Origin of the sequence: Streptomyces sp. QH1-20, from assembly GCF_041283565.1 — a bacterium.
Lineage (GTDB): Bacteria > Actinomycetota > Actinomycetes > Streptomycetales > Streptomycetaceae > Streptomyces > Streptomyces syringius.
This window is the reverse complement of the sequence record NZ_CP166299.1, coordinates 2,167,930-2,186,715: the sequence shown is the minus strand read 5'-3', so window position 1 is coordinate 2,186,715 and position 18,786 is coordinate 2,167,930. Positions and strand designations below refer to the sequence as shown.

At 71.5% G+C, this 18,786-nt stretch carries 17 protein-coding genes; 10 read left to right on the top strand and 7 right to left on the bottom strand.

Annotated features, from left to right (window positions below; all coding sequences use genetic code 11):
• Window positions 1-2 precede the first annotated feature (2 nt).
• The 3 genes from AB8O64_RS09740 to AB8O64_RS09730 form a co-directional block, all read right to left on the bottom strand.
• Entirely contained in the window at window positions 3-821 is an 819-nt protein-coding gene (locus AB8O64_RS09740) for a thioredoxin domain-containing protein (protein WP_370418786.1), read from the bottom strand.
• Window positions 822-873: 52 nt separating this feature from the next.
• On the bottom strand, window positions 874-1,509 hold the full coding sequence (locus AB8O64_RS09735; protein ID WP_370418785.1) for a hypothetical protein: 636 nt from the start codon (window positions 1,507-1,509) through the stop codon (window positions 874-876).
• Window positions 1,510-1,624: 115 nt separating this feature from the next.
• On the bottom strand, window positions 1,625-2,965 hold the full coding sequence (locus AB8O64_RS09730) for a DUF2252 domain-containing protein (protein ID WP_370418784.1): 1,341 nt from the start codon (window positions 2,963-2,965) through the stop codon (window positions 1,625-1,627).
• A gap of 157 nt (window positions 2,966-3,122) precedes the next feature.
• Between AB8O64_RS09730 and dnaE the strand changes: the two genes are divergently transcribed.
• On the top strand, window positions 3,123-6,662 hold the full coding sequence (dnaE, locus tag AB8O64_RS09725; protein WP_366685359.1) for a DNA polymerase III subunit alpha: 3,540 nt from the start codon (window positions 3,123-3,125) through the stop codon (window positions 6,660-6,662).
• Between the two features lie 173 nt (window positions 6,663-6,835).
• On the opposite strand, the gene AB8O64_RS09720 is transcribed toward dnaE, so the two are convergent.
• Window positions 6,836-7,009 (bottom strand): hypothetical protein, encoded by a 174-nt coding sequence (locus AB8O64_RS09720; RefSeq protein ID WP_184730600.1) that lies wholly within the window; start codon window positions 7,007-7,009, stop codon window positions 6,836-6,838.
• A 267-nt stretch (window positions 7,010-7,276) separates the two neighbouring features.
• Here AB8O64_RS09720 and AB8O64_RS09715 point away from each other — a divergent pair, with 267 nt between their 5' ends.
• From AB8O64_RS09715 to AB8O64_RS09700, 4 genes are all read left to right on the top strand, one after another.
• Complete coding sequence (locus tag AB8O64_RS09715; protein ID WP_370418783.1) at window positions 7,277-8,611, top strand: NYN domain-containing protein; 1,335 nt, start codon at window positions 7,277-7,279, stop codon at window positions 8,609-8,611.
• A 166-nt stretch (window positions 8,612-8,777) separates the two neighbouring features.
• Window positions 8,778-9,806 carry an ABC transporter ATP-binding protein gene (locus tag AB8O64_RS09710; protein WP_365190739.1) on the top strand — a complete coding sequence of 343 codons (1,029 nt, stop codon included), beginning with the start codon at window positions 8,778-8,780 and terminating at the stop codon, window positions 9,804-9,806.
• Window positions 9,807-9,854: 48 nt separating this feature from the next.
• Window positions 9,855-10,715 (top strand): ABC transporter permease, encoded by an 861-nt coding sequence (locus AB8O64_RS09705; RefSeq protein ID WP_370418782.1) that lies wholly within the window; start codon window positions 9,855-9,857, stop codon window positions 10,713-10,715.
• A gap of 59 nt (window positions 10,716-10,774) precedes the next feature.
• Entirely contained in the window at window positions 10,775-11,419 is a 645-nt protein-coding gene (locus AB8O64_RS09700) for an ABC transporter permease (RefSeq protein WP_370418781.1), read from the top strand.
• A gap of 260 nt (window positions 11,420-11,679) precedes the next feature.
• Here the strand turns inward: AB8O64_RS09700 and ybaK are convergent, their stop codons facing one another.
• The 3 genes from ybaK to AB8O64_RS09685 form a co-directional block, all read right to left on the bottom strand.
• Complete coding sequence (gene ybaK, locus AB8O64_RS09695; protein WP_370418780.1) at window positions 11,680-12,180, bottom strand: Cys-tRNA(Pro) deacylase; 501 nt, start codon at window positions 12,178-12,180, stop codon at window positions 11,680-11,682.
• A gap of 56 nt (window positions 12,181-12,236) precedes the next feature.
• Window positions 12,237-12,974, bottom strand: coding sequence for an LON peptidase substrate-binding domain-containing protein (locus AB8O64_RS09690; protein WP_356450901.1), 738 nt, complete (start codon window positions 12,972-12,974; stop codon window positions 12,237-12,239).
• Window positions 12,975-13,038: 64 nt separating this feature from the next.
• Window positions 13,039-14,637 carry an oxidoreductase gene (locus AB8O64_RS09685; RefSeq protein ID WP_370418779.1) on the bottom strand — a complete coding sequence of 533 codons (1,599 nt, stop codon included), beginning with the start codon at window positions 14,635-14,637 and terminating at the stop codon, window positions 13,039-13,041.
• Window positions 14,638-14,826: 189 nt separating this feature from the next.
• On the opposite strand from AB8O64_RS09685, the gene hisD reads away from it, so the two are divergent.
• From hisD to hisH, 5 genes are all read left to right on the top strand, one after another.
• Complete coding sequence (hisD, locus tag AB8O64_RS09680; RefSeq protein WP_370418778.1) at window positions 14,827-16,134, top strand: histidinol dehydrogenase; 1,308 nt, start codon at window positions 14,827-14,829, stop codon at window positions 16,132-16,134.
• Window positions 16,135-17,259: a histidinol-phosphate transaminase gene (locus tag AB8O64_RS09675; RefSeq protein WP_370418777.1), complete on the top strand. Its 1,125-nt coding sequence runs from the start codon at window positions 16,135-16,137 to the stop codon at window positions 17,257-17,259.
• A gap of 118 nt (window positions 17,260-17,377) precedes the next feature.
• Window positions 17,378-17,971: an imidazoleglycerol-phosphate dehydratase HisB gene (gene hisB / locus AB8O64_RS09670; RefSeq protein WP_370418776.1), complete on the top strand. Its 594-nt coding sequence runs from the start codon at window positions 17,378-17,380 to the stop codon at window positions 17,969-17,971.
• On the top strand, window positions 17,968-18,135 hold the full coding sequence (locus AB8O64_RS09665; RefSeq protein ID WP_165451513.1) for a hypothetical protein: 168 nt from the start codon (window positions 17,968-17,970) through the stop codon (window positions 18,133-18,135). Before hisB ends, AB8O64_RS09665 begins: the two co-directional genes overlap by 4 nt.
• Window positions 18,132-18,773: an imidazole glycerol phosphate synthase subunit HisH gene (hisH, locus tag AB8O64_RS09660; protein WP_362217533.1), complete on the top strand. Its 642-nt coding sequence runs from the start codon at window positions 18,132-18,134 to the stop codon at window positions 18,771-18,773. Before AB8O64_RS09665 ends, hisH begins: the two co-directional genes overlap by 4 nt.
• The last annotated feature ends 13 nt before the right edge of the window (window positions 18,774-18,786 follow it).

Sequence of the window (18,786 nt, the reverse complement as noted above, 5' to 3'; positions counted from 1 at the left end):
GGTCAGGACTTCAGCGCGGCGTCGACCGCCTTGGTGTACTGGTCGGGGGTGATCGGGACGTTCTTGCCGTCCGTGGTCAGCTTCTTGCCGTCGATCTTGAGCGTCGGGGTACCGGTGACGTCCTTGGCCTTGTCGAACTCGGCGGACACCTCCAGCGCCCACTTGTCGAAGGTGCCGTCCTCGACGTTCTTGCGGAACTCCGCGTTGTCCTTGAGTGCCGGGACCTCGTTCGCGATCTTCAGCAGGACGTCGTCCTTCGCGTAGTCGTCCTTCGTCTCCTGCGGGTGGTTGGCCTTGGCGTAGAGGGCCTTGTTGTAGGCGCTGAACGCCTCGGGGCCGACGTTCAGGGCCGAGCCGAGCGCGCTCAGCGCGTTCTTCGAGCCGTCGCCGCCGAAGTTGCGGTCGAGGAACGTGGCGACGTGGTACGAGACCTTGTACTTGCCGTCCTTGACGTCCTTGTCGATCGTGCCGCCGACGTTCTGCTCGAAGACCGAGCAGATCGGGCAGCGCATGTCCTGGTAGAGGTCCAGGGTGTGCTTGGCCTTCCTGTCGCCGATGACGATCTCGGTGCCCTTGTCGCCGGCGGTGTTCGCGGGCTTGACGAGCTCCTTCTTCGCCGCCGCCGCCCAGTCGGAGTCGTTGCCCCCGCCGAGCTGGGTCACGGCCACGACGATGCCGGCCGCGACCGCCAGGACCGCGGCGACCGCCCCGCCGACGACGAGCTGGCGGCGCGTCTTCTCCTTCTTGGCCTGCTGCTCGCGCTCGGCGCGCAGCCGCTCGCGGGCCGACTGCTTGTTCTCCCAGTTGTTGCGCTTGCTCATGATCCGACTTCTCCGTGCTGTCCGTGCTGTCTGCGTAAGGGTCCGTACCGCCTCAGGCGAGGGCGGGGGCGGGCGGGGGACCGCGACGCACGACGGAGTGCAGAAGCAGAGGAGGGGCGAGCGGCACGCGCGCGTGGCGCACGGCCCGTACCCGCGAGCCGCCACGGCGCGCGAGGGGGGCGGCCGGCGTGACGGCCAGCAGCAGCGGACGGAAGGCGAGGGCCGCGACAGCGCGCAGCAGCCGGGCCAGCGCCGCTTCGCCGCGCCGCAGCCAGGCGGCGGCGAGCAGCCCGACCACCAGGTGCGCGCCGAGCAGCAGCCAGGACGCCGTGCCCGGGCCGCCCGCGGGGGCGAACGGCCCGTCGATCCCGCCACCGCCGCACAGCGCGGTGAGGGCGCCCGGCACAGGCCGGCCGTCCGCGCCGTAGCAGGTCCGCTGCCCGGCGGTGAAGAGGGCGTCGACCGCCAGCTCCAGCGGAAGGAGGAGGGCGGCGATGTGCCCGAAGCCCCGCTCGCGGCCCGCGAGCGCGTAGGCGAGCGCGAAGACGGCCACGGACGCCGCGGCGACGGCTCGCAGGGGCAGCGGGGTGCCGGACAGCAGCACATGGGAGGCCGCGGACAGCGTCACGCACAGCGCTGTGAACAGCGCCGCGCGCAATGCCCGCAACCGTGCCGCCGAAATGTCCATGACTGACAAGTCTGGCACGGCCGGCGATAAAGGCGGATTAAGCCGCTCATCAGGGGGCGGAACGGGCCGTAGGGCCCGGAATCACCCCGGGTCCTACGGGTGGGCCCCGCTGTTCCTACAGGCCCGGGATCCGGCCGTTGCGGAAGAGGTCCACGAAGATCTGGTGGTCCGCGCGGGCCCGGGCGCCGTAGGAGTGGGCGAAGTCGACGAGCAGATCGCCGAAGCCGTCCTCGTCGGCGGCGATCACGGCGTCGATGGCCCGCTCGGTGGAGAAGGGGACCAGTGAGTGCCCGCTCTGGTCGTCGGCCGCCGCGTGCATGGTGGCGGTGGCCCGGCCCAGGTCGGCCACGACGGCCGCGATCTCGGCCGGGTCGTCGATGTCCGACCAGTCGAGGTCCACCGCGTAGGGGGAGATCTCCGCGACCAGCTGCCCGGCCCCGTCCAGCTCCGTCCAGCCCAGCCACGGGTCGGCGTGGGCCTGGAGGGCGCGCTGGGAGATGACCGTGCGGTGTCCCTCGTGCTGGAAGTAGCCGCGCACCTTCGGGTCGGTGAGGTGCCGGGAGACCGCCGGGGTCTGCGCCTGCTTCATGTAGATGACGACGTCGTTCTCCAGGGCGTCGCTGTTGCCCTCCAGGAGGATGTTGTACGAGGGCAGGCCGGCGCTGCCGATGCCGATGCCCCGGCGGCCGACGACGTCCTTGACGCGGTAGGAGTCGGGGCGGGCCAGGCTGGTGTCGGGGAGCGTCTCCAGATAGCCGTCGAAGGCGGCGAGGATCTTGTAGCGGGTCGCGGCGTCCAGCTCGATGGAGCCGTCGTCCGCCAGGAAGCGGCGCTCGAAGTCCCGGATCCCGGTCATCGTGGACAGCAGTCCGAAGCGGGTCAGCGAGCGGGCCTCGCGCAGCGCGTCCAGCAGCGGGCCCTCGGCGGTGTCCAGGGTGAAGGGCGGCACCTCGTCGTTCTTGGCGCCGGTGGCCAGCGCGTGGATGCGCTCGCGGTAGGACGCGGCGTAGACGCGCACCAGCTCGGTGATCATCTCGTCGCTGAGCGCCTTGGTGTAGCCGATCAGGGCGATGGAGGCGGCGAAGCGCTTGAGGTCCCAGGTGAAGGGGCCGACGTACGCCTCGTCGAAGTCGTTGACGTTGAAGACCAGCCGGCCGTTGGCGTCCATGTACGTGCCGAAGTTCTCGGCGTGCAGATCGCCGTGTATCCACACCCGGCTCGTGCGCTCGTCCAGGTACGGGCCCGTGGCGCCCTCCTCGTGCTCGCCGGACCGCGCCAGGTCGGCGTAGAAGAGGCAGGCGGTGCCGCGGTAGAAGGCGAAGGCCGAGGCCGCCATCTTGCGGAACTTCACCCGGAAGGCCGCGGGGTCGGCCGCGAGGAGCGTACCGAAGGCGGTGTCGAAAACAGCGAGTATGTCCTCGCCGCGCTGCGTGGCCCGGACGTGCTCGAGCGCCATCGCTGGTCCTCCTGGGGTGGGTCATGAAACGGACAGGTGTCCTGCCGCTCTCAACGAGCGAGGCTACCGGCGCGTGCCCGCGATTGTCGGTGGGGGCCGGTAACCTTCAAAGCTGTCTCCCCCGCTGTCGCCGACCGTTCGCCGGAGGTCTTCCACCGTGACCAAGCCGCCCTTCACGCACCTGCACGTACACACGCAGTACTCCCTGCTGGACGGTGCCGCGCGGCTGTCGGACATGTTCAAGGCCTGCAATGAGATGGGCATGACGCACATCGCCATGTCCGACCACGGCAACCTGCACGGCGCGTACGACTTCTTCCACCAGGCCAAGAAGGCGGGCGTCACCCCGATCATCGGCATCGAGGCGTATGTGGCGCCCGAGTCGCGGCGCAACAAGCGACGCGTCCAGTGGGGCCAGCCGCACCAGAAGCGGGACGACGTCTCCGGTTCGGGTGGTTATACGCACAAGACCATCTGGGCGGCGAACAAGACCGGTCTGCACAACCTCTTCCGGCTGTCCTCCGACGCCTACGCCGAGGGCTGGCTGACCAAGTGGCCGCGGATGGACAAGGAGACCATCTCCCAGTGGTCCGAGGGCCTGATCGCCTCCACCGGCTGCCCCTCCGGCGAGGTGCAGACGCGGCTGCGGCTCGGCCACTTCGACGAGGCCCTCAAGGCCGCCTCCGACTACCAGGACATCTTCGGCAAGGGCCGCTATTTCCTGGAGCTGATGGACCACGGCATCGAGATCGAGCGCCGGGTCCGTGACGGCCTGCTGGAGATCGGCAAGAAGCTCGGCATCCCCCCGCTGGTCACCAACGACTCCCACTACACCTACGCGCACGAGGCGAGCGCGCACGACGCCCTGCTCTGCATCCAGACCGGCAAGAACCTCTCCGACCCGGACCGCTTCCGCTTCGACGGCACCGGCTACTACCTGAAGTCGACGGACGAGATGTACGCCATCGACTCCTCCGACGCCTGGCAGGAGGGCTGCGCCAATACGCGCCTGGTCGCCGACCAGATCGACACCGAGGGCTGGTTCCAGGAGCGGAACCTGATGCCGAAGTTCGATGTGCCCGAGGGCCACACCGAGGTCACCTGGTTCCGCGAGGAGACCATGCGCGGCATGGCCCGGCGCTACCCCGGCGGCATCCCGGAGGACCGGCTCAAGCAGGTCGAGTACGAGATGGGCATCATCATCGAGATGGGGTTCCCCGCGTACTTCCTCGTGGTCGCCGACTTCATCATGTGGGCCAAGAACAACGGCATCGCGGTCGGCCCGGGACGAGGCTCGGCGGCCGGTTCGATCGTCGCGTACGCCATGGGCATCACCGACCTCGACCCGATCGAGCACGGCCTGATCTTCGAGCGGTTCCTCAACCCCGAGCGCATCTCCATGCCCGATGTCGACATCGACTTCGACGAGCGCCGGCGCGGTGAGGTGATCCGGTACGTCACCGAGAAGTACGGCGCCGACAAGGTCGCCATGATCGGTACGTACGGCAAGATCAAGGCCAAGAACGCGATCAAGGACTCCGCCCGCGTCCTCGGCTACCCCTACGCGATGGGCGACCGGCTCACCAAGGCCATGCCCGCCGACGTCCTCGGCAAGGGCATCGACCTCAACGGCATCACCGACCCGAGCCACCCGCGCTACAGCGAGGCGGGCGAGATCCGGGGGATGTACGAGAACGAGCCGGACGTCAAGAAGGTCATCGACACCGCGAAGGGCGTCGAGGGCCTGGTCCGTCAGATGGGTGTGCACGCGGCCGGTGTGATCATGTCCAGCGAGACGATCACCGACCACGTCCCCGTCTGGGTCCGGCACTCCGACGGCGTGACCATCACCCAGTGGGACTACCCGAGCTGTGAGTCGCTCGGCCTGCTGAAGATGGACTTCCTCGGCCTGCGCAACCTCACGATCATGGACGACGCCGTCAAGATGGTGAAGGCCAACAAGGGCGTCGACATCGACCTCCTGGCCATCCCGCTCGACGACCCCACCACGTACGAACTGCTCTGCCGCGGTGACACGCTCGGCGTCTTCCAGTTCGACGGCGGGCCCATGCGCTCCCTGCTGCGCCTGATGAAGCCCGACAACTTCGAGGACATTTCCGCCGTCTCGGCCCTCTACCGGCCGGGCCCGATGGGCATGAACTCGCACACCAACTACGCCCTGCGCAAGAACGGCCAGCAGGAGATCACCCCGATCCACCCGGAGCTGGAGGAGCCGCTCAAGGAGGTCCTGGGCGTCACCTACGGCCTCATCGTGTACCAGGAGCAGGTGCAGAAGGCCGCGCAGATCATCGCCGGGTACTCGCTCGGCGAGGCCGACATCCTCCGCCGCGTGATGGGCAAGAAGAAGCCCGACGAGCTGGCGAAGAACTTCGTCTTCTTCAAGGAAGGCGCCAAGAAGAAGGGCTTCTCCGACGAGGCCATCCAGGCCCTGTGGGACGTGCTGGTCCCCTTCGCCGGATACGCGTTCAACAAGGCCCACTCCTCGGCGTACGGCCTGGTCACCTACTGGACCGCCTACCTCAAGGCCAACTACCCGGCCGAGTACATGTCCGCCCTGCTGACCTCGGTCAAGGACGACAAGGACAAGTCGGCGACGTACCTCAACGAGTGCCGCCGCATGGGCATCAAGGTGCTGCCGCCCAATGTCAACGAGTCCGAGTCGAACTTCGCCGCCCAGGGCGACGACGTGATCCTCTTCGGCCTCACCGCCGTCCGCAACGTCGGACAGAACGTGGTGGACTCGATCATCCGCTGCCGCAAGTCCAAGGGGAAGTACAGCTCCTTCCCCGACTTCCTCGACAAGGTCGAGGCCGTCGTCTGCAACAAGCGGACCGTCGAATCGCTGATCAAGGCCGGCGCCTTCGACGAGATGGGCCACACCCGCAAGGGCCTCACCGCGCACTACGAACCGATGATCGACAACGTGGTCCAGGTCAAGCGCAAGGAGGCCGAGGGGCAGTTCGACCTCTTCGGCGGCATGGGCGAGGCGGACAGCGACGAGCCGGGCTTCGGGCTCGACGTGGAGTTCTCCGACATCGAGTGGGAGAAGTCCTACCTCCTCGCGCAGGAGCGCGAGATGCTCGGCCTCTATGTCTCCGACCACCCGCTCTTCGGCATCGAGCACGTGCTGAACGACAAGGCCGACGCCGCGATCTCCCAGCTCACCGGCGGTGAGCACGCCGACGGCGCGATCGTGACCATCGGCGGCATCATCTCCGGCCTCCAGCGCAAGATGACCAAGCAGGGCAACGCCTGGGCCATCGCCACCGTCGAGGACCTGGCCGGTTCCATCGACTGCATGTTCTTCCCCGCCACCTACCAGCTGGTCTCCACCCAGCTCGTCGAGGACGCCGTCGTCTTCGTCAAGGGGCGGCTCGACAAGCGCGAGGACATCCCCCGTCTGGTCGCCATGGAGCTGATGGTCCCCGACCTGTCCAACGCCGGGACCAACGCCCCCGTGATCATCACCATCCCCACGGTCAAGGTCACCCCGCCGCTGGTGGAGAAGCTCGGCCAGGTCCTCACCCACCACCGCGGCTCCACCGAGGTGCGGATCAAGCTCCAGGGCGCGCGCAAGACGACCGTGCTGCGCCTGGACCGCCACCGGGTGACACCGGACCCGGCGCTTTTCGGCGACCTCAAGGTCCTGCTCGGCCCCTCCTGCCTGGCGGGCTGAGCGGATCCGGCCGGGCCTGACCGGGGGTCCGGCCGGGGTCCGGCCGGGGGTCGACCGGGACAGACTGACAATTCCGTCATATGGCAACGTGGGGCGCGCCCGGGTCAACCGGACGCGCCCCACTCGCACTTCAAGGCGCCGGGCCGGTTCCGGCCGGATGGTCCGGCGGCCGCTCAGTTGTGGCCGAAGCGCTTCTGCCGGCCCTTGCGCGCCATGTCCCCCGGGGTCACCTGGGACTGCCGCTGGTCGGCCTGGGCCTCCATCGAGGAGCTCTTCGCCTGCTGCGTACCGCGCTCGGCCGCACTGCTCTTCTGCTGCTCCCGGTTCTGCTTCCTGTTCTTGGCCATGCTGCTGTGCCTCCAAGTCGGGGTTGCCCCCCGCCGAACACATTGGCACGCGCCGGCGAACCGTGCATTTCGGGTAATTACCGTGCGTGATAGATGCACTTATCGATCTGTGCCCGTATCCGCCACGCCGATGATCCAGTTCGGACTGATAACCCCCGTGCGGTCGGGCAGACTCCAAGGAAAGCCAAGGCAAACCAGGGGCACGACCGTGCCGGGGGGCGACCGCACTTCTGGACTGACAGCAAACTGACAGAAAGAGGGTGGAACGTGGACCGCTGCGTCGTCCTGGTGGACGCCGGCTATCTGCTGGGCGCCGCCGCGAGCCTGCTGGCCGGGGAACCCGCCCGGTCCCGCATCACCGTCGATCACGCGACCCTCATCCAGGGGCTGCGCGAGCGGGCCGAAGCCGAGACGCAGCGCCCGCTGCTGCGGATCTACTGGTTCGACGGGGCCCCCGACCGGGTGCCGCAGCCCGAGCACCGCAGGCTCCGGGTCATGCCCCGGGTCACCGTCCGGCTGGGCGCCCTGACCCGCAGCGACGGCCGGTGGGCCCAGAAGGGGGTCGACGCGGCCATGCACGCCGAGCTCACCGAGCTGGCCCGCAACCGCGCCTGCTCCGACATCGTGCTCGTCACCGGCGACGGCGATCTGCTCCCGGGGCTGATGTCCGCCAAGGAGCACGGCGTCGCCGTCCACCTGTGGGCCGTCCAGGCCGCCGACGGCGACTACAACCAGTCCGAGGACCTCGTCGCCGAAGCCGACGAGCGGCGCGTCCTGGACCGCACCTGGATCACCCGGGCCGTCCGCGCCAAGGAGCTCACCGGCATCTGCGCCCCGCAGCCCGCGCCCCGGCCCGAGATCGCCGCGATCCTCTCCGCGCCGCTCCCCGAGACCGCGGCGGCCGCCGCTGCCGCCGCCGCGAGCCGCGCGGCCGAGGCCCGCCCCGACCGGCGCAACGGCACCCGGCCCGCCGCCCCCGCCGAGCCCTGCCCCGACACCTGCCCCGAGTCGGAACGTGGCTCGGAGTCCCCCGGCAGCAAGGGCGTGCCCACCCCGAAGGACCTCGCCGGCCTCGCCCGGGGCCTGGCCGGATCGACACCCCAGAACGGCTCGGACCGGCCGGGGCAGGCCGCCGGTCAAGGAAGCCAAGGCGGCCAAGGATCGGCCCCCGCCCCCAACGCCACCCTCCGCTGGTCCTCCGACAAGGGCTGGGTCGAGCGCGCCGGGAACGGCCTGGGCGAGCCGCCCGAAACGGCCTCCCTCCCCATGCTCGCCCAGCTCACCAGCGCCGAGCAGCGCTGGGCCGACCGGGAGGAGGACATCACCACCGTCGGCGGCGACCCCTTCGAGGTCGGCCAGGTCTTCGCCCGCCGCTGGACCGAGCGCCTCACCGACTCCGTCCACCTCCAGCACCTCTCCACCGAGTACCCGCGCATCCCGCACCGCATCGACGGCGAGCTGCTGCGGTACGCGGCCCGCTTCGGGCTGCTCGCGCACAAGGACGACCAGATCGACGAGCACGACCGCTATGCGATCCGGGCGGGATTCTGGCGCGAGATCGACGCGCGCACGGCCGCGGAGCACGCCCCCGCGGGCGACTGAGCAGGAGAACGAGCCGGAGAACGAGCCGATGAACGCCCCAGGCCTCCTTCCCGCCGCGACGGCGGCCACCTGCGGGGGCGGGCCCGGCGGCACGGAACGTCCCCCGCGTGCGCCACCCCGAAGCAAGCCGCGGGCGCCGGAGCGCGTACCCTCATAGCTCGTGAGGATGGGCGCGAAACAGGCGGAGCGGGGCTCCCCAGGGCGGGCGACGGACGACGCGGTGTGCACCGTGCGCGGCCTGGTCAAGACCTACCCCGCCGCGCGCGGCCGGCGGGGCGCCCCCGGCGCGGCCGCCGTGCGGGCCTCCGACGGCATCGACCTCGACGTCCGGCGCGGCGAGATCTTCGGGCTGCTCGGCCCCAACGGCGCCGGCAAGTCCACGCTCGTACGCCAGCTCACCGGTCTGCTGCGGCCCGACGCGGGCAGCGTCGACCTGCTCGGCCACGACCTCGTACGCCACCCCGAGCGCGCCTCCAGGCTCGTCGGCTACCTCGGCCAGGAGTCCACCGCGCTCGACGAGCTCACGGTGTCCCTGGCCGCGGAGACCACCGGACGGCTGCGTGGCCTCGCCCTGCGCGACGCCCGCGCCGAGCGCGACGCCGTCATCGACGAACTGGGCCTCGCCCCGATCGCCGGCCGGCCGCTGAAGAAGCTCTCCGGCGGCCAGCGCCGGCTCGCCTGCTTCGCCGCGACCCTCGTCGGGGAACGGCCCGTGCTCGTCCTGGACGAGCCCACCACCGGCATGGACCCCGTCGCGCGCCGTGCCGTCTGGGCCGCCGTCGACCGGCGGCGCGCCGAGCGCGGCGCGACGGTGCTGCTCGTCACCCACAACGTCATCGAGGCCGAGACCGTCCTCGACCGGGTCGCCGTCCTCGAACGCGGCCGGATCATCGCCTGCGACACCCCCACCGGCCTCAAGGAGCTCGTCGGCGACGAGGTCCGCGTCGAACTCGTCTGGCGCGCCGAGCCCCCGCTGGACATCCCCGAGGTCGCGGCACTGCGCGACGCGGCCCACGAGTCGGGCCGCCGCTGGTCGCTGCGGCTCGCCCCCGCCGAGGCACGGGCCGCCGTGGCCGCCGTGACCGGCGGTCCCGCCTTCGCCGCGCTCGACGACTTCACGCTGGCCACCCCGAGCCTGGAGGACGTCTATCTGGCGCTCGGCGGCGACCGCACGGAGGGACTGGTGAAGGGGTGACCCATTCATGACGGGCCACTGGACCGGACCGAACAGGAGCTGTGCCGGGTGACTGCTGTATCCGCAGAGGTGGTGTCCGGCCGGGCCGGGACCAAGGACCCGGCACGCTCCGAGGACCGCGCCCGCCCCCGGTCCGACGGCGACGGTGACGGCGCCGCCCCGCTCGCTCCCCGGGCGCGGCTGCTGCCCGCCCTGGTCGCCGTGTACCGGGCGCAGCTCTCGCGCGCCCGGGTGGCCCGGATCCCGCTGCTGTTCGTCGCGACGTTCCAGTCCGTCGGGATCATGGTCCTGATGCGCGGCGTCGTGGACGGCGGGGACGAGGCGCGGGCCGTGGTCGCCGGGTCCAGCGTGCTGGTCGTGGCGTTCGTCGCGCTGAACCTCCTCGCCCAGTACTTCGGGCAGCTGCGCGCCAGCGGCGGACTCGACCACTACGCGACCCTCCCGGTGCCGCCCGCGGCGGTGGTGCTGGGCGCGGCGGCGGCGTACGCGTCCTTCACCGTGCCCGGCACGGCCGTCACGGCGGTCGTCGGAAGCGCCCTGTTCCATCTGCCGATGACCCATCTGTGGGTGCTCGTCGCGGTGATCCCGCTGGCCGGTGCGGCCCTCGCCGGGCTCGGCGCGGCGCTCGGGCTGCTCGCGCCCCGGCAGGAACTGGCGACGCTGTGCGGTCAGTTGGGCATGTCCGCGGCACTGCTGCTGGGTGTGCTCCCGGCCGCGCACCTGCCCGCCCCCATCGGCTACGCACGCGATCTGCTGCCCTCCACCTACGGCGTGGAGGCCCTGGCGCGGACCTTCGACGAGCGGCCCGACTGGCTGCTGGTGGCCGCGGACCTCGGGGTGTGCGCCGCCGTCGGCGTGGTCTCGCTGGCCGTCGCCACCTGGGCGTACCGCCGGGCGGCCGTGCGGTGACGCGCCGCAGCGGCGGTCCTGCCGCCGACGGCACGTCGTCGACCTGGCACGATGGCAAGGTGACCGCACCGCTGACGCCGCACGAACCCCCGCACGACCCCGCGCACGATCCCTCGCAGGTCCCGCCGCACACTCTCGTGCACCGGGAGACCGCCGACGGGGCCGCCGACGGCCCGGGGCTCCACGTCGAGCTGCGCCAGGCCGCGGCCGTCGCCGCGGTGGTGAGCCTGGCCGGGGTGCTGCTGGGACTGCTGTGGCTGTGGCTGGCACCGCGCGTGCCGCTGATCTCGGACGGCAAGGCCGTCTACCTCAAGGCCACCGAGGGCGAGCAGGCGATCGGCGCGGACGGCACCTTCGTGCTGCTGGCGGTGGGCTTCGGCGCGGTGAGCGCGGCCCTGGTCTTCTGGTTCTTCCGCCGCGGCGGGATCCCCCTCGTCATCGGGCTGGCGCTCGGCTCGCTGCTCGCGTCGGTGATCGGCTGGCGGCTGGGGGTGTGGCTCGGCCCGAGTTCCGATGTGGCCGCGAGTGCCCGGGCCGCCGGCCGGGGCGTGGTCTTCGACGCCCCGCTCCGGCTGGCCGCCAAGGGCGCCCTGCTGTTCTGGGCCCTGTCCGCGATGGCCGTCCACCTCGGCCTCACCGCGGCGTTCGGCCCCCGCGACCCCGAGCCGGACTGGGCCGAGCCCGGCCTTCCGCCGAAGCCGTAGCGCCCTGCGGGCGCGTCCTCAATCGCCGGACGGGCTCAAAGAGCCCGTCCGGCGATTGAGGACACCGCCGCGCTACGCGGGACGCCTCCCGTGGTTGGCCCGGTTCTTCTTCAGGCGCCAGCGGCGCTTGCGGGTGCGCTTCGACATGGGCGGTCCCTCCCTGGACGGGACGCGCGTACGGCGGCCCGCCCCTCGGTCGTAATGGAGGGACGCGCAACAGTCCAGGCCCACGGCAAGGAGCGCGGGAGCGTACGGGTCGTTCAGGGGCGGGCGATGGGCGCGAGCACCGCGCCCGTCAGCGTCGCGAGGTCGTCGGGCGACAGCTCGACCTCCAGGCCGCGCCGCCCCGCCGAGACACAGATCGTCGCGAACGTCCCCGCCGAGGCGTCCAGCGCCGTCGGCAGCCGCTTGCGCTGGCCGAGCGGCGAGATCCCGCCCCGCACATACCCCGTGGTGCGCTCCGCGGCCGCCGGGTCGGCCATCGCCGCCCGCTTGCCGCCGACCGCGGCCGCGAGGGCCTTGAGGTCGAGCGAACCCGAGACGGGCACGACGGCCACGGTCAGCGCGCCGTCCACCTCGGCCACCAGGGTCTTGAACACCCGGCTCGGATCGACGCCGAGTGCCTCGGCGGCCTCCTCGCCGTAGGAGGGGGTGGCCGGGTCGTGCTCGTAGGCGCGCACGGAGAAGACGGCGCCCGCCTTCTCCAGGGCGACGATCGCGGGCGTGGCACCGGACTGCTGCTTCCTGGCCTTCTTCGCCAAGACCGACGCCTTTCGTTGGAGTTCTCTGGGGAGCTCCGCCGGAGTACCGCCGGGGCTCAGTTGGGGCTCGTCGGCCGCCGGGTGAGATCCGTGGCCGGGAGCGACGGGAGCTTACCGATCACCGCGGTCTCGGCGCGCAGCAATTTCAGCTCCGCCGCCAGCCGGGCCGCCGTGTCCGGGGCCTCCAGCAGCCGCTGCTTGGCCGGGGTGTCCAGCACCGCCGCGGCCGCCACCAGATAGGACAGCACCGACGGCTCGCCGGGCAGGTCCGCCTCCCCGTTCAGCGAGCGCTCGCGCGCCCCCGCCAGCCGCTTCTGGTAGGCCCGGAAGGCCCGCACGACACCGGAGGCCAGCGCGCCCGCCTCCTCGCCCTGCTCCTCCTCGATGGTCTCGACCTCACCCGTCAGATACGGGCCCGAGGCGTCGACGGACAGCAGCCGGAAACGGGTGGTGCCGGTGGCCAGCACCTCGTACGTGCCGTTCTCCCGCTCGCGGATCGTCGCCGCGTCCGCCGTGCAGCCCACCAGGTGGAACGCCTTGATCGGGTCGGCGCCGAAGCCGGAGGCCGGCCCCGGCTCCGGCCGGGCGCCCTCGGGCAGACCGGGCGCGCTGGGCGCGACCTCGCTGCCGTCGCGGATGGCGACGACGCCGAAGCGGCGCGGCTCGTCCTCCGGCAGGGCCGACAGATCGCGCATCAGCGCGCGGTACCGCTGCTCGAAGACGTTCAGCGGGAGGACGAGTCCCGGGAACAGCACCGAGTTCAGCGGGAAGAGCGGAAGGCGCGCGGTGGTCACAGCCGGTAAGCCTAATGGCCCCGGAAGGCGGCGAAGGCGGCCGGGATTTTCCCGGACCGCGGTTTCACTGACGGCGCAGCAACCGGGAGGCCCCGGCGGCGACCGTGGTGGCCAGCACCCAGCCGAGCAGGATCAAGACCGTCACCACCCACTGGGCGGCCCCGACGGGTTTCCAGAAATTGCCCTGCCCCAGGTCGATGACCGGCAGCAGCAGATCCAGGGTGTACAGCACGGGACTCCAGTCCGGCCCCTCGCCCTCCTTCAGGGGCGCCACCGGGCGCCAGGTGAAATACACCGTGCCCAGCGCCCACAGCACCGCCATCCACACCGCGGCCCGCCCGGGGCGGTAGCCGTACGCCACCGTCCAGTCCTGGAGGTACCCCCACGCCTTCCCGGCCAGCGGCAGCGTCTCCCGTCTGCGGCGCTGCTTGGCGAGCAGCACCGCGCGCGCGTCCGCGTCCTCGCCACTGGCCCGCAGGGCGCCCGCCAGCCGCTCGTACGGCTCCGGGGCGTACTCCGGGGTGGCGGCCGCCACCCACTCCAGCCGCCGGCCCAGCGGGAACTGGCCCAGCGGTATCAGGTGCTCGTAGAAGAACCCCGCCATCACCAGGCCCCCGGGCCCCGGCCAGCTGTCCGCCCGGTCGACCAGATTGGCCACCCGCGCCCCCGACAGCACCACCCGCCCGCGCTGCTGCCGCTCCCCGAGGAAGCGCAGCTCGGGCGTCTGGACCCGGCGCAGCGACAGCTCCTGGTCCGCCTCCATCACGAAGCGGGCCTGGCTGAGGTCCACCGCGTCGCCGAACCGCCCGTCGTCGAGCCGCACCCCGCCCTGGCACTCGAAGCTCTGCAGCCGGGTGCCGCGCTCGGGGGTGTTGGTGATGCCGTACGGGGGAGTGGCGCCGGCGAAGGGCGAACCGCTGACGCCGGCCGCCGTCAGATAGAGAGTGCGCTCCACGGTCAGCTGCGGGGCGTTGAAGGCCCGCCGGCCGAAGGGGTTGTTCAGCGAGCTGCCGCGCAGGCTCAGCGAGGCGCCTATCTTCGCGCCGCGCATGCTCAGCTCCCCGTCGGAACGCATCATCTCGGCCTGCAGGTCCTGCCCGACGGTCAGCCCGTCCGCGGCGATGGACAACCCGCGCCGGTCCCGGCGCACCATCATCTGGTTGAGCAGCAGGTCCGACCCGATGTGCGCGTCCGTCAGCCGGATGCCGCTGGGGATGACACAGCGCGGCAGATGCAGATCGCCCTCGGTGGTCAGCCGGGCGGCCTCCAGCCGGGGGATCGCGCAGCCCACCAGCCGCAGGGTGGTGAAACGGCTCTCCGGTAACAGGATCTGCTGCTCGAACCGGCAATTGTGCATCTCGACATACGGGACGACCGTCCCGCCCGAGAGATCCAGCGTGCCGGTGACGTGCACGCCGTTGAGCTTCAGGGCACAGACCCGCCCCGGCTGGGCGGGCGGGCCGTCCAGGAGCAGCAGGGCGACGACCCGGGCCCGCACACTGCGCTCGGGGCCCCAGGTGTGCGGGCCGGTCGGGTCGTTGCGCTCGGGATAAGGGGTGCGCAGATCGTGGGTGCTGCCATTGCGGAACGCCTGCCACATGCCCCACTCGGCGGTGGTGAGATCGAGCCCGATGGGCGGTTCGCCGTCACGTGGCTCGGTCACGGCCGTTTCCCTCCCGTCACCTGTACCACTTGTACAGGGTCCCCATTCCCGCTCTGTGCCCGCTTGAACGCCGATAGTGATGATCAACTGTTCTTCGGGCACCCGACCGTGGCCGACGGCCCCGACGCGACGTATCACTGAGTGGTACGGCGCGCCGTGTGCCGGGACGGGTCTGAGACAATTGGCGGTGTGATCTCCCGAATCGATCTGCGCGGTACCGCCTCGGGCGTCGACCGCGACCTGCTGCCCCGAGCCGAACTCGACGTCGAGGCCGCCCTGGAAAAGGTGCGGCCCATCTGCGAGGACGTGCATCATCGCGGCACCGCGGCCCTGATCGACTACGCGGAGCGGTTCGACGGCGTCCGGATCGACCGGGTGCGTGTCGCCCCCGAGGAGATCACCGGCGCCCTCCAGCGGCTGGATCCGGCCGTCCGGGCCGCGTTGGAGGAGTCCATCCGCCGCGCCCGCATCGTCCACCGCGAGCAGCGGCGCACCGACAAGACGGTCAAGGTCGTCCCCGGCGGCACCGTCACCGAGCGCTGGGTCCCGGTCGAGCGCGTCGGGCTGTACGTGCCCGGCGGCAACGCCGTCTACCCCTCGTCCGTCGTGATGAACGTCGTCCCCGCGCAGGAGGCCGGCGTCACCTCGCTCGCCGTCTCCTCACCGCCGCAGAAGGACTTCGGCGGCCTGCCGCACCCCACGATCCTCGCCGCCTGCGCCCTCCTCGGCGTCGACGAGGTCTACGCCGCCGGCGGCGCCCAGGCGATCGCCATGTTCGCCTACGGCACCGACGAGTGCCGCCCCGCGCAGCTGGTCACCGGCCCCGGGAACATCTGGGTCGCCGCCGCCAAGCGGCTGCTCAAGGGCCGCATCGGCATCGACGCCGAGGCCGGCCCGACCGAGATCGCGATCCTCGCCGACGACACCGCCGACGCGGCGCACGTCGCCGCCGACCTGATCAGCCAGGCCGAGCACGACGTGCTGGCCGCCGCCGTCCTCGTCACCCCCTCCGAGGCGCTCGCCGAGGCCGTCGAGGCCGAGCTGAAGACACAGGTCGCCGCCACCAAGCACCAGGAGCGGATCACCGAGGCGCTCGCCGGACGCCAGTCCGGCATCGTCCTCGTCGACGACCTCGACCAGGGCCTCGCCGTCGTCGACGCCTACGCGGCCGAGCACTTGGAGATCCAGACCGCGAACGCCGCCGAGGTCGCCGCCCGGGTACGCAACGCCGGAGCGATCTTCGTCGGCCCGTACGCGCCGGTCTCGCTCGGCGACTACTGCGCCGGCTCCAACCACGTCCTGCCCACCGGTGGCTGCGCCTGCCACTCCTCCGGCCTGTCCGTGCAGTCCTTCCTACGCGGCATCCACGTCGTCGACTACACCCGCGACGCGCTCGCCGAGGTCACCCACCACGTGGTCACCCTCGCCGAGGCCGAGGACCTGCCCGCACACGGAGCCGCGCTCAAGGCGAGGTTCGGCTGGAAGGTACCGAAGTAAGTGACCGGCAATCCCCCCACGTCCCCCTGGGACGACCTCCCCGTCCGGGACGAACTGCGCGGCAAGTCCCCCTACGGGGCGCCCCAGCTCGACGTGCCCGTCCGCCTGAACACCAACGAGAACCCCTACCCGCTGCCCGAGCCCCTCGTCGCCCGGATCGCCGAGCGCGTCACCGAGGCGGCCCGGCACCTCAACCGCTACCCCGACCGGGACGCGGTCGAGCTCCGCACCGAGCTGGCGAAGTACCTCACCCGCACCGCCGGGCACGAGGTCGGCCTCCCCAACGTCTGGGCGGCCAACGGCTCCAACGAGGTCCTGCAGCAACTGCTCCAGACCTTCGGCGGCCCCGGCCGCACGGCGATGGGCTTCGAGCCCTCGTACTCCATGCACGCCCTGATCTCGCGCGGCACCGGCACCGGCTGGATCGCCGGACCGCGCACCGCGGACTTCACCATCGACGTCGACGCGGCCGTCCGAGCCATCGGCGAGCAGCGGCCCGACGTGGTCTTCATCTGCTCCCCGAACAACCCCACCGGCACCGCCGTCGACGCCGGCACCGTCCTGCGGCTGTACGAGGCCGCGCAGGCGGCGAAGCCCTCGATCGTGGTCGTGGACGAGGCGTACGGCGAGTTCAGCCACCACCCCTCGCTGCTGCCGCTCATCGAGGGCCGCCCGCACCTCGTCGTCTCCCGGACCATGTCCAAGGCCTTCGGCGCGGCCGGACTGCGCCTGGGCTATCTGGCCGCCCACCCCGCCGTGGTCGACGCCGTCCAGCTCGTCCGCCTGCCGTACCACCTCTCGTCCGTCACCCAGGCCACCGCCCTCGCGGCCCTGGAGCACACCGATACGCTGCTCGCCTACGTCGAACAGCTCAAGGCCGAGCGCGACCGCATCGTCACCGAGCTGCGCGCGATGGGCTGCGAGGTGACGGAGTCCGACGCCAATTTCGTGCAGTTCGGACGCTTCGAGGACAGCCACGCGGCGTGGCAGGCCATCCTCGACCACGGCGTCCTGGTCCGGGACAACGGCGTACCGGGCTGGCTGCGGGTCACCGCGGGCACCCCGGCGGAGAACGACGCGTTCCTCGACGCGGTACGTGCCATTCGCAAGGAGATCAACCGATGAACCGCGTGGGCCGCACGCCGCGTTTCCCGGGGGGCAACCCCCGGACCCCCGGCCGAGCCCGGGTCGCCGCCGACCGTAGTGCGCGCCCTGAACAGCGCGATCGCAAGGAGATCAACCGATGAACCGCGTGGGCCGCATTGAGCGCACCACCAAGGAGACGTCCGTACTCGTCGAGATCGATCTCGACGGCACGGGGCAGGTCGACGTGTCGACAGGCGTCGGCTTCTTCGACCACATGCTCGACCAGCTCGGCCGGCACGGCCTCTTCGACCTCCGGGTCAAGACCGACGGCGATCTGCACATCGACACCCACCACACCATCGAGGACACCTCCCTCGCGCTCGGCGCCGCCTTCAAGCAGGCGCTCGGCGACAAGGTGGGCATCTACCGGTTCGGCAACTGCACCGTCCCGCTGGACGAGTCCCTCGCCCAGGTCACCGTGGACCTGTCCGGCCGCCCGTACCTCGTGCACACCGAGCCCGAGAACATGGCACCGATGATCGGCGCCTACGACACGACGATGACCCGGCACATCCTGGAGTCCTTCGTCGCGCAGGCCCAGATCGCCCTGCACGTCCACGTGCCGTACGGGCGCAACGCCCACCACATCGTGGAGTGCCAGTTCAAGGCCCTCGCCCGCGCCCTGCGCTACGCCAGCGAGCGCGACACGCGGGCCGCCGGAATTCTCCCGTCTACGAAGGGCGCGCTGTGAACGGCCTGTCGACCATCCTGATCGTCGTGGGCCTGTTCCTCGTCGGCGGGATCATCTCCTTCGCCAAGCAGGGCATGCCCAAGGGCCTGATCGTGCTGCTCGGCATAGCGTCCGCGATGTGCCTGGTGGCCGGTGTGCTGCGACTGCAGGGGGTCTGGGAATGAGCGACCGCAAGAAGGTCGTCGTCTTCGATTACGGATTCGGCAACGTCCGCTCCGCCGAGCGCGCCCTCGCGCACGTCGGCGCCGATGTGGAGATCACCCGCGACTACGACCGGGCGATGACCGCCGACGGGCTGCTCGTCCCCGGCGTCGGCGCGTTCGACGCCTGCATGAAGGGCCTGCGCGCCGCCCGCGGCGACTGGATCGTCGGGCGCCGGCTGTCCGGCGGCCGGCCCGTGATGGGCATCTGCGTCGGCATGCAGATCCTCTTCGAGCGCGGCATCGAGCACGGCGTCGAGACCGACGGCCTGGACGAGTGGCCCGGCACGGTCGAGCCGCTCAAGGCCCCCGTCGTGCCGCACATGGGCTGGAACACCGTCACCCCGGCGGCGGACTCCCGGCTCTTCGCGGGCCTCGACGCCGACACCCGCTACTACTTCGTGCACTCCTACGCCGTGCGCGAGTGGGGCTTCGAGATCACCGCGGACCACATCCGCCCGCCCCAGGTCACCTGGGCCACCCACGGCGAGCCGTTCATCGCCGCGGTGGAGAACGGACCGCTGTGCGCGACCCAGTTCCATCCCGAGAAGTCCGGCGACGCCGGCGCCCAGTTGCTGACCAACTGGCTCGCCACCCTCTAGCCCTGCCGACCCT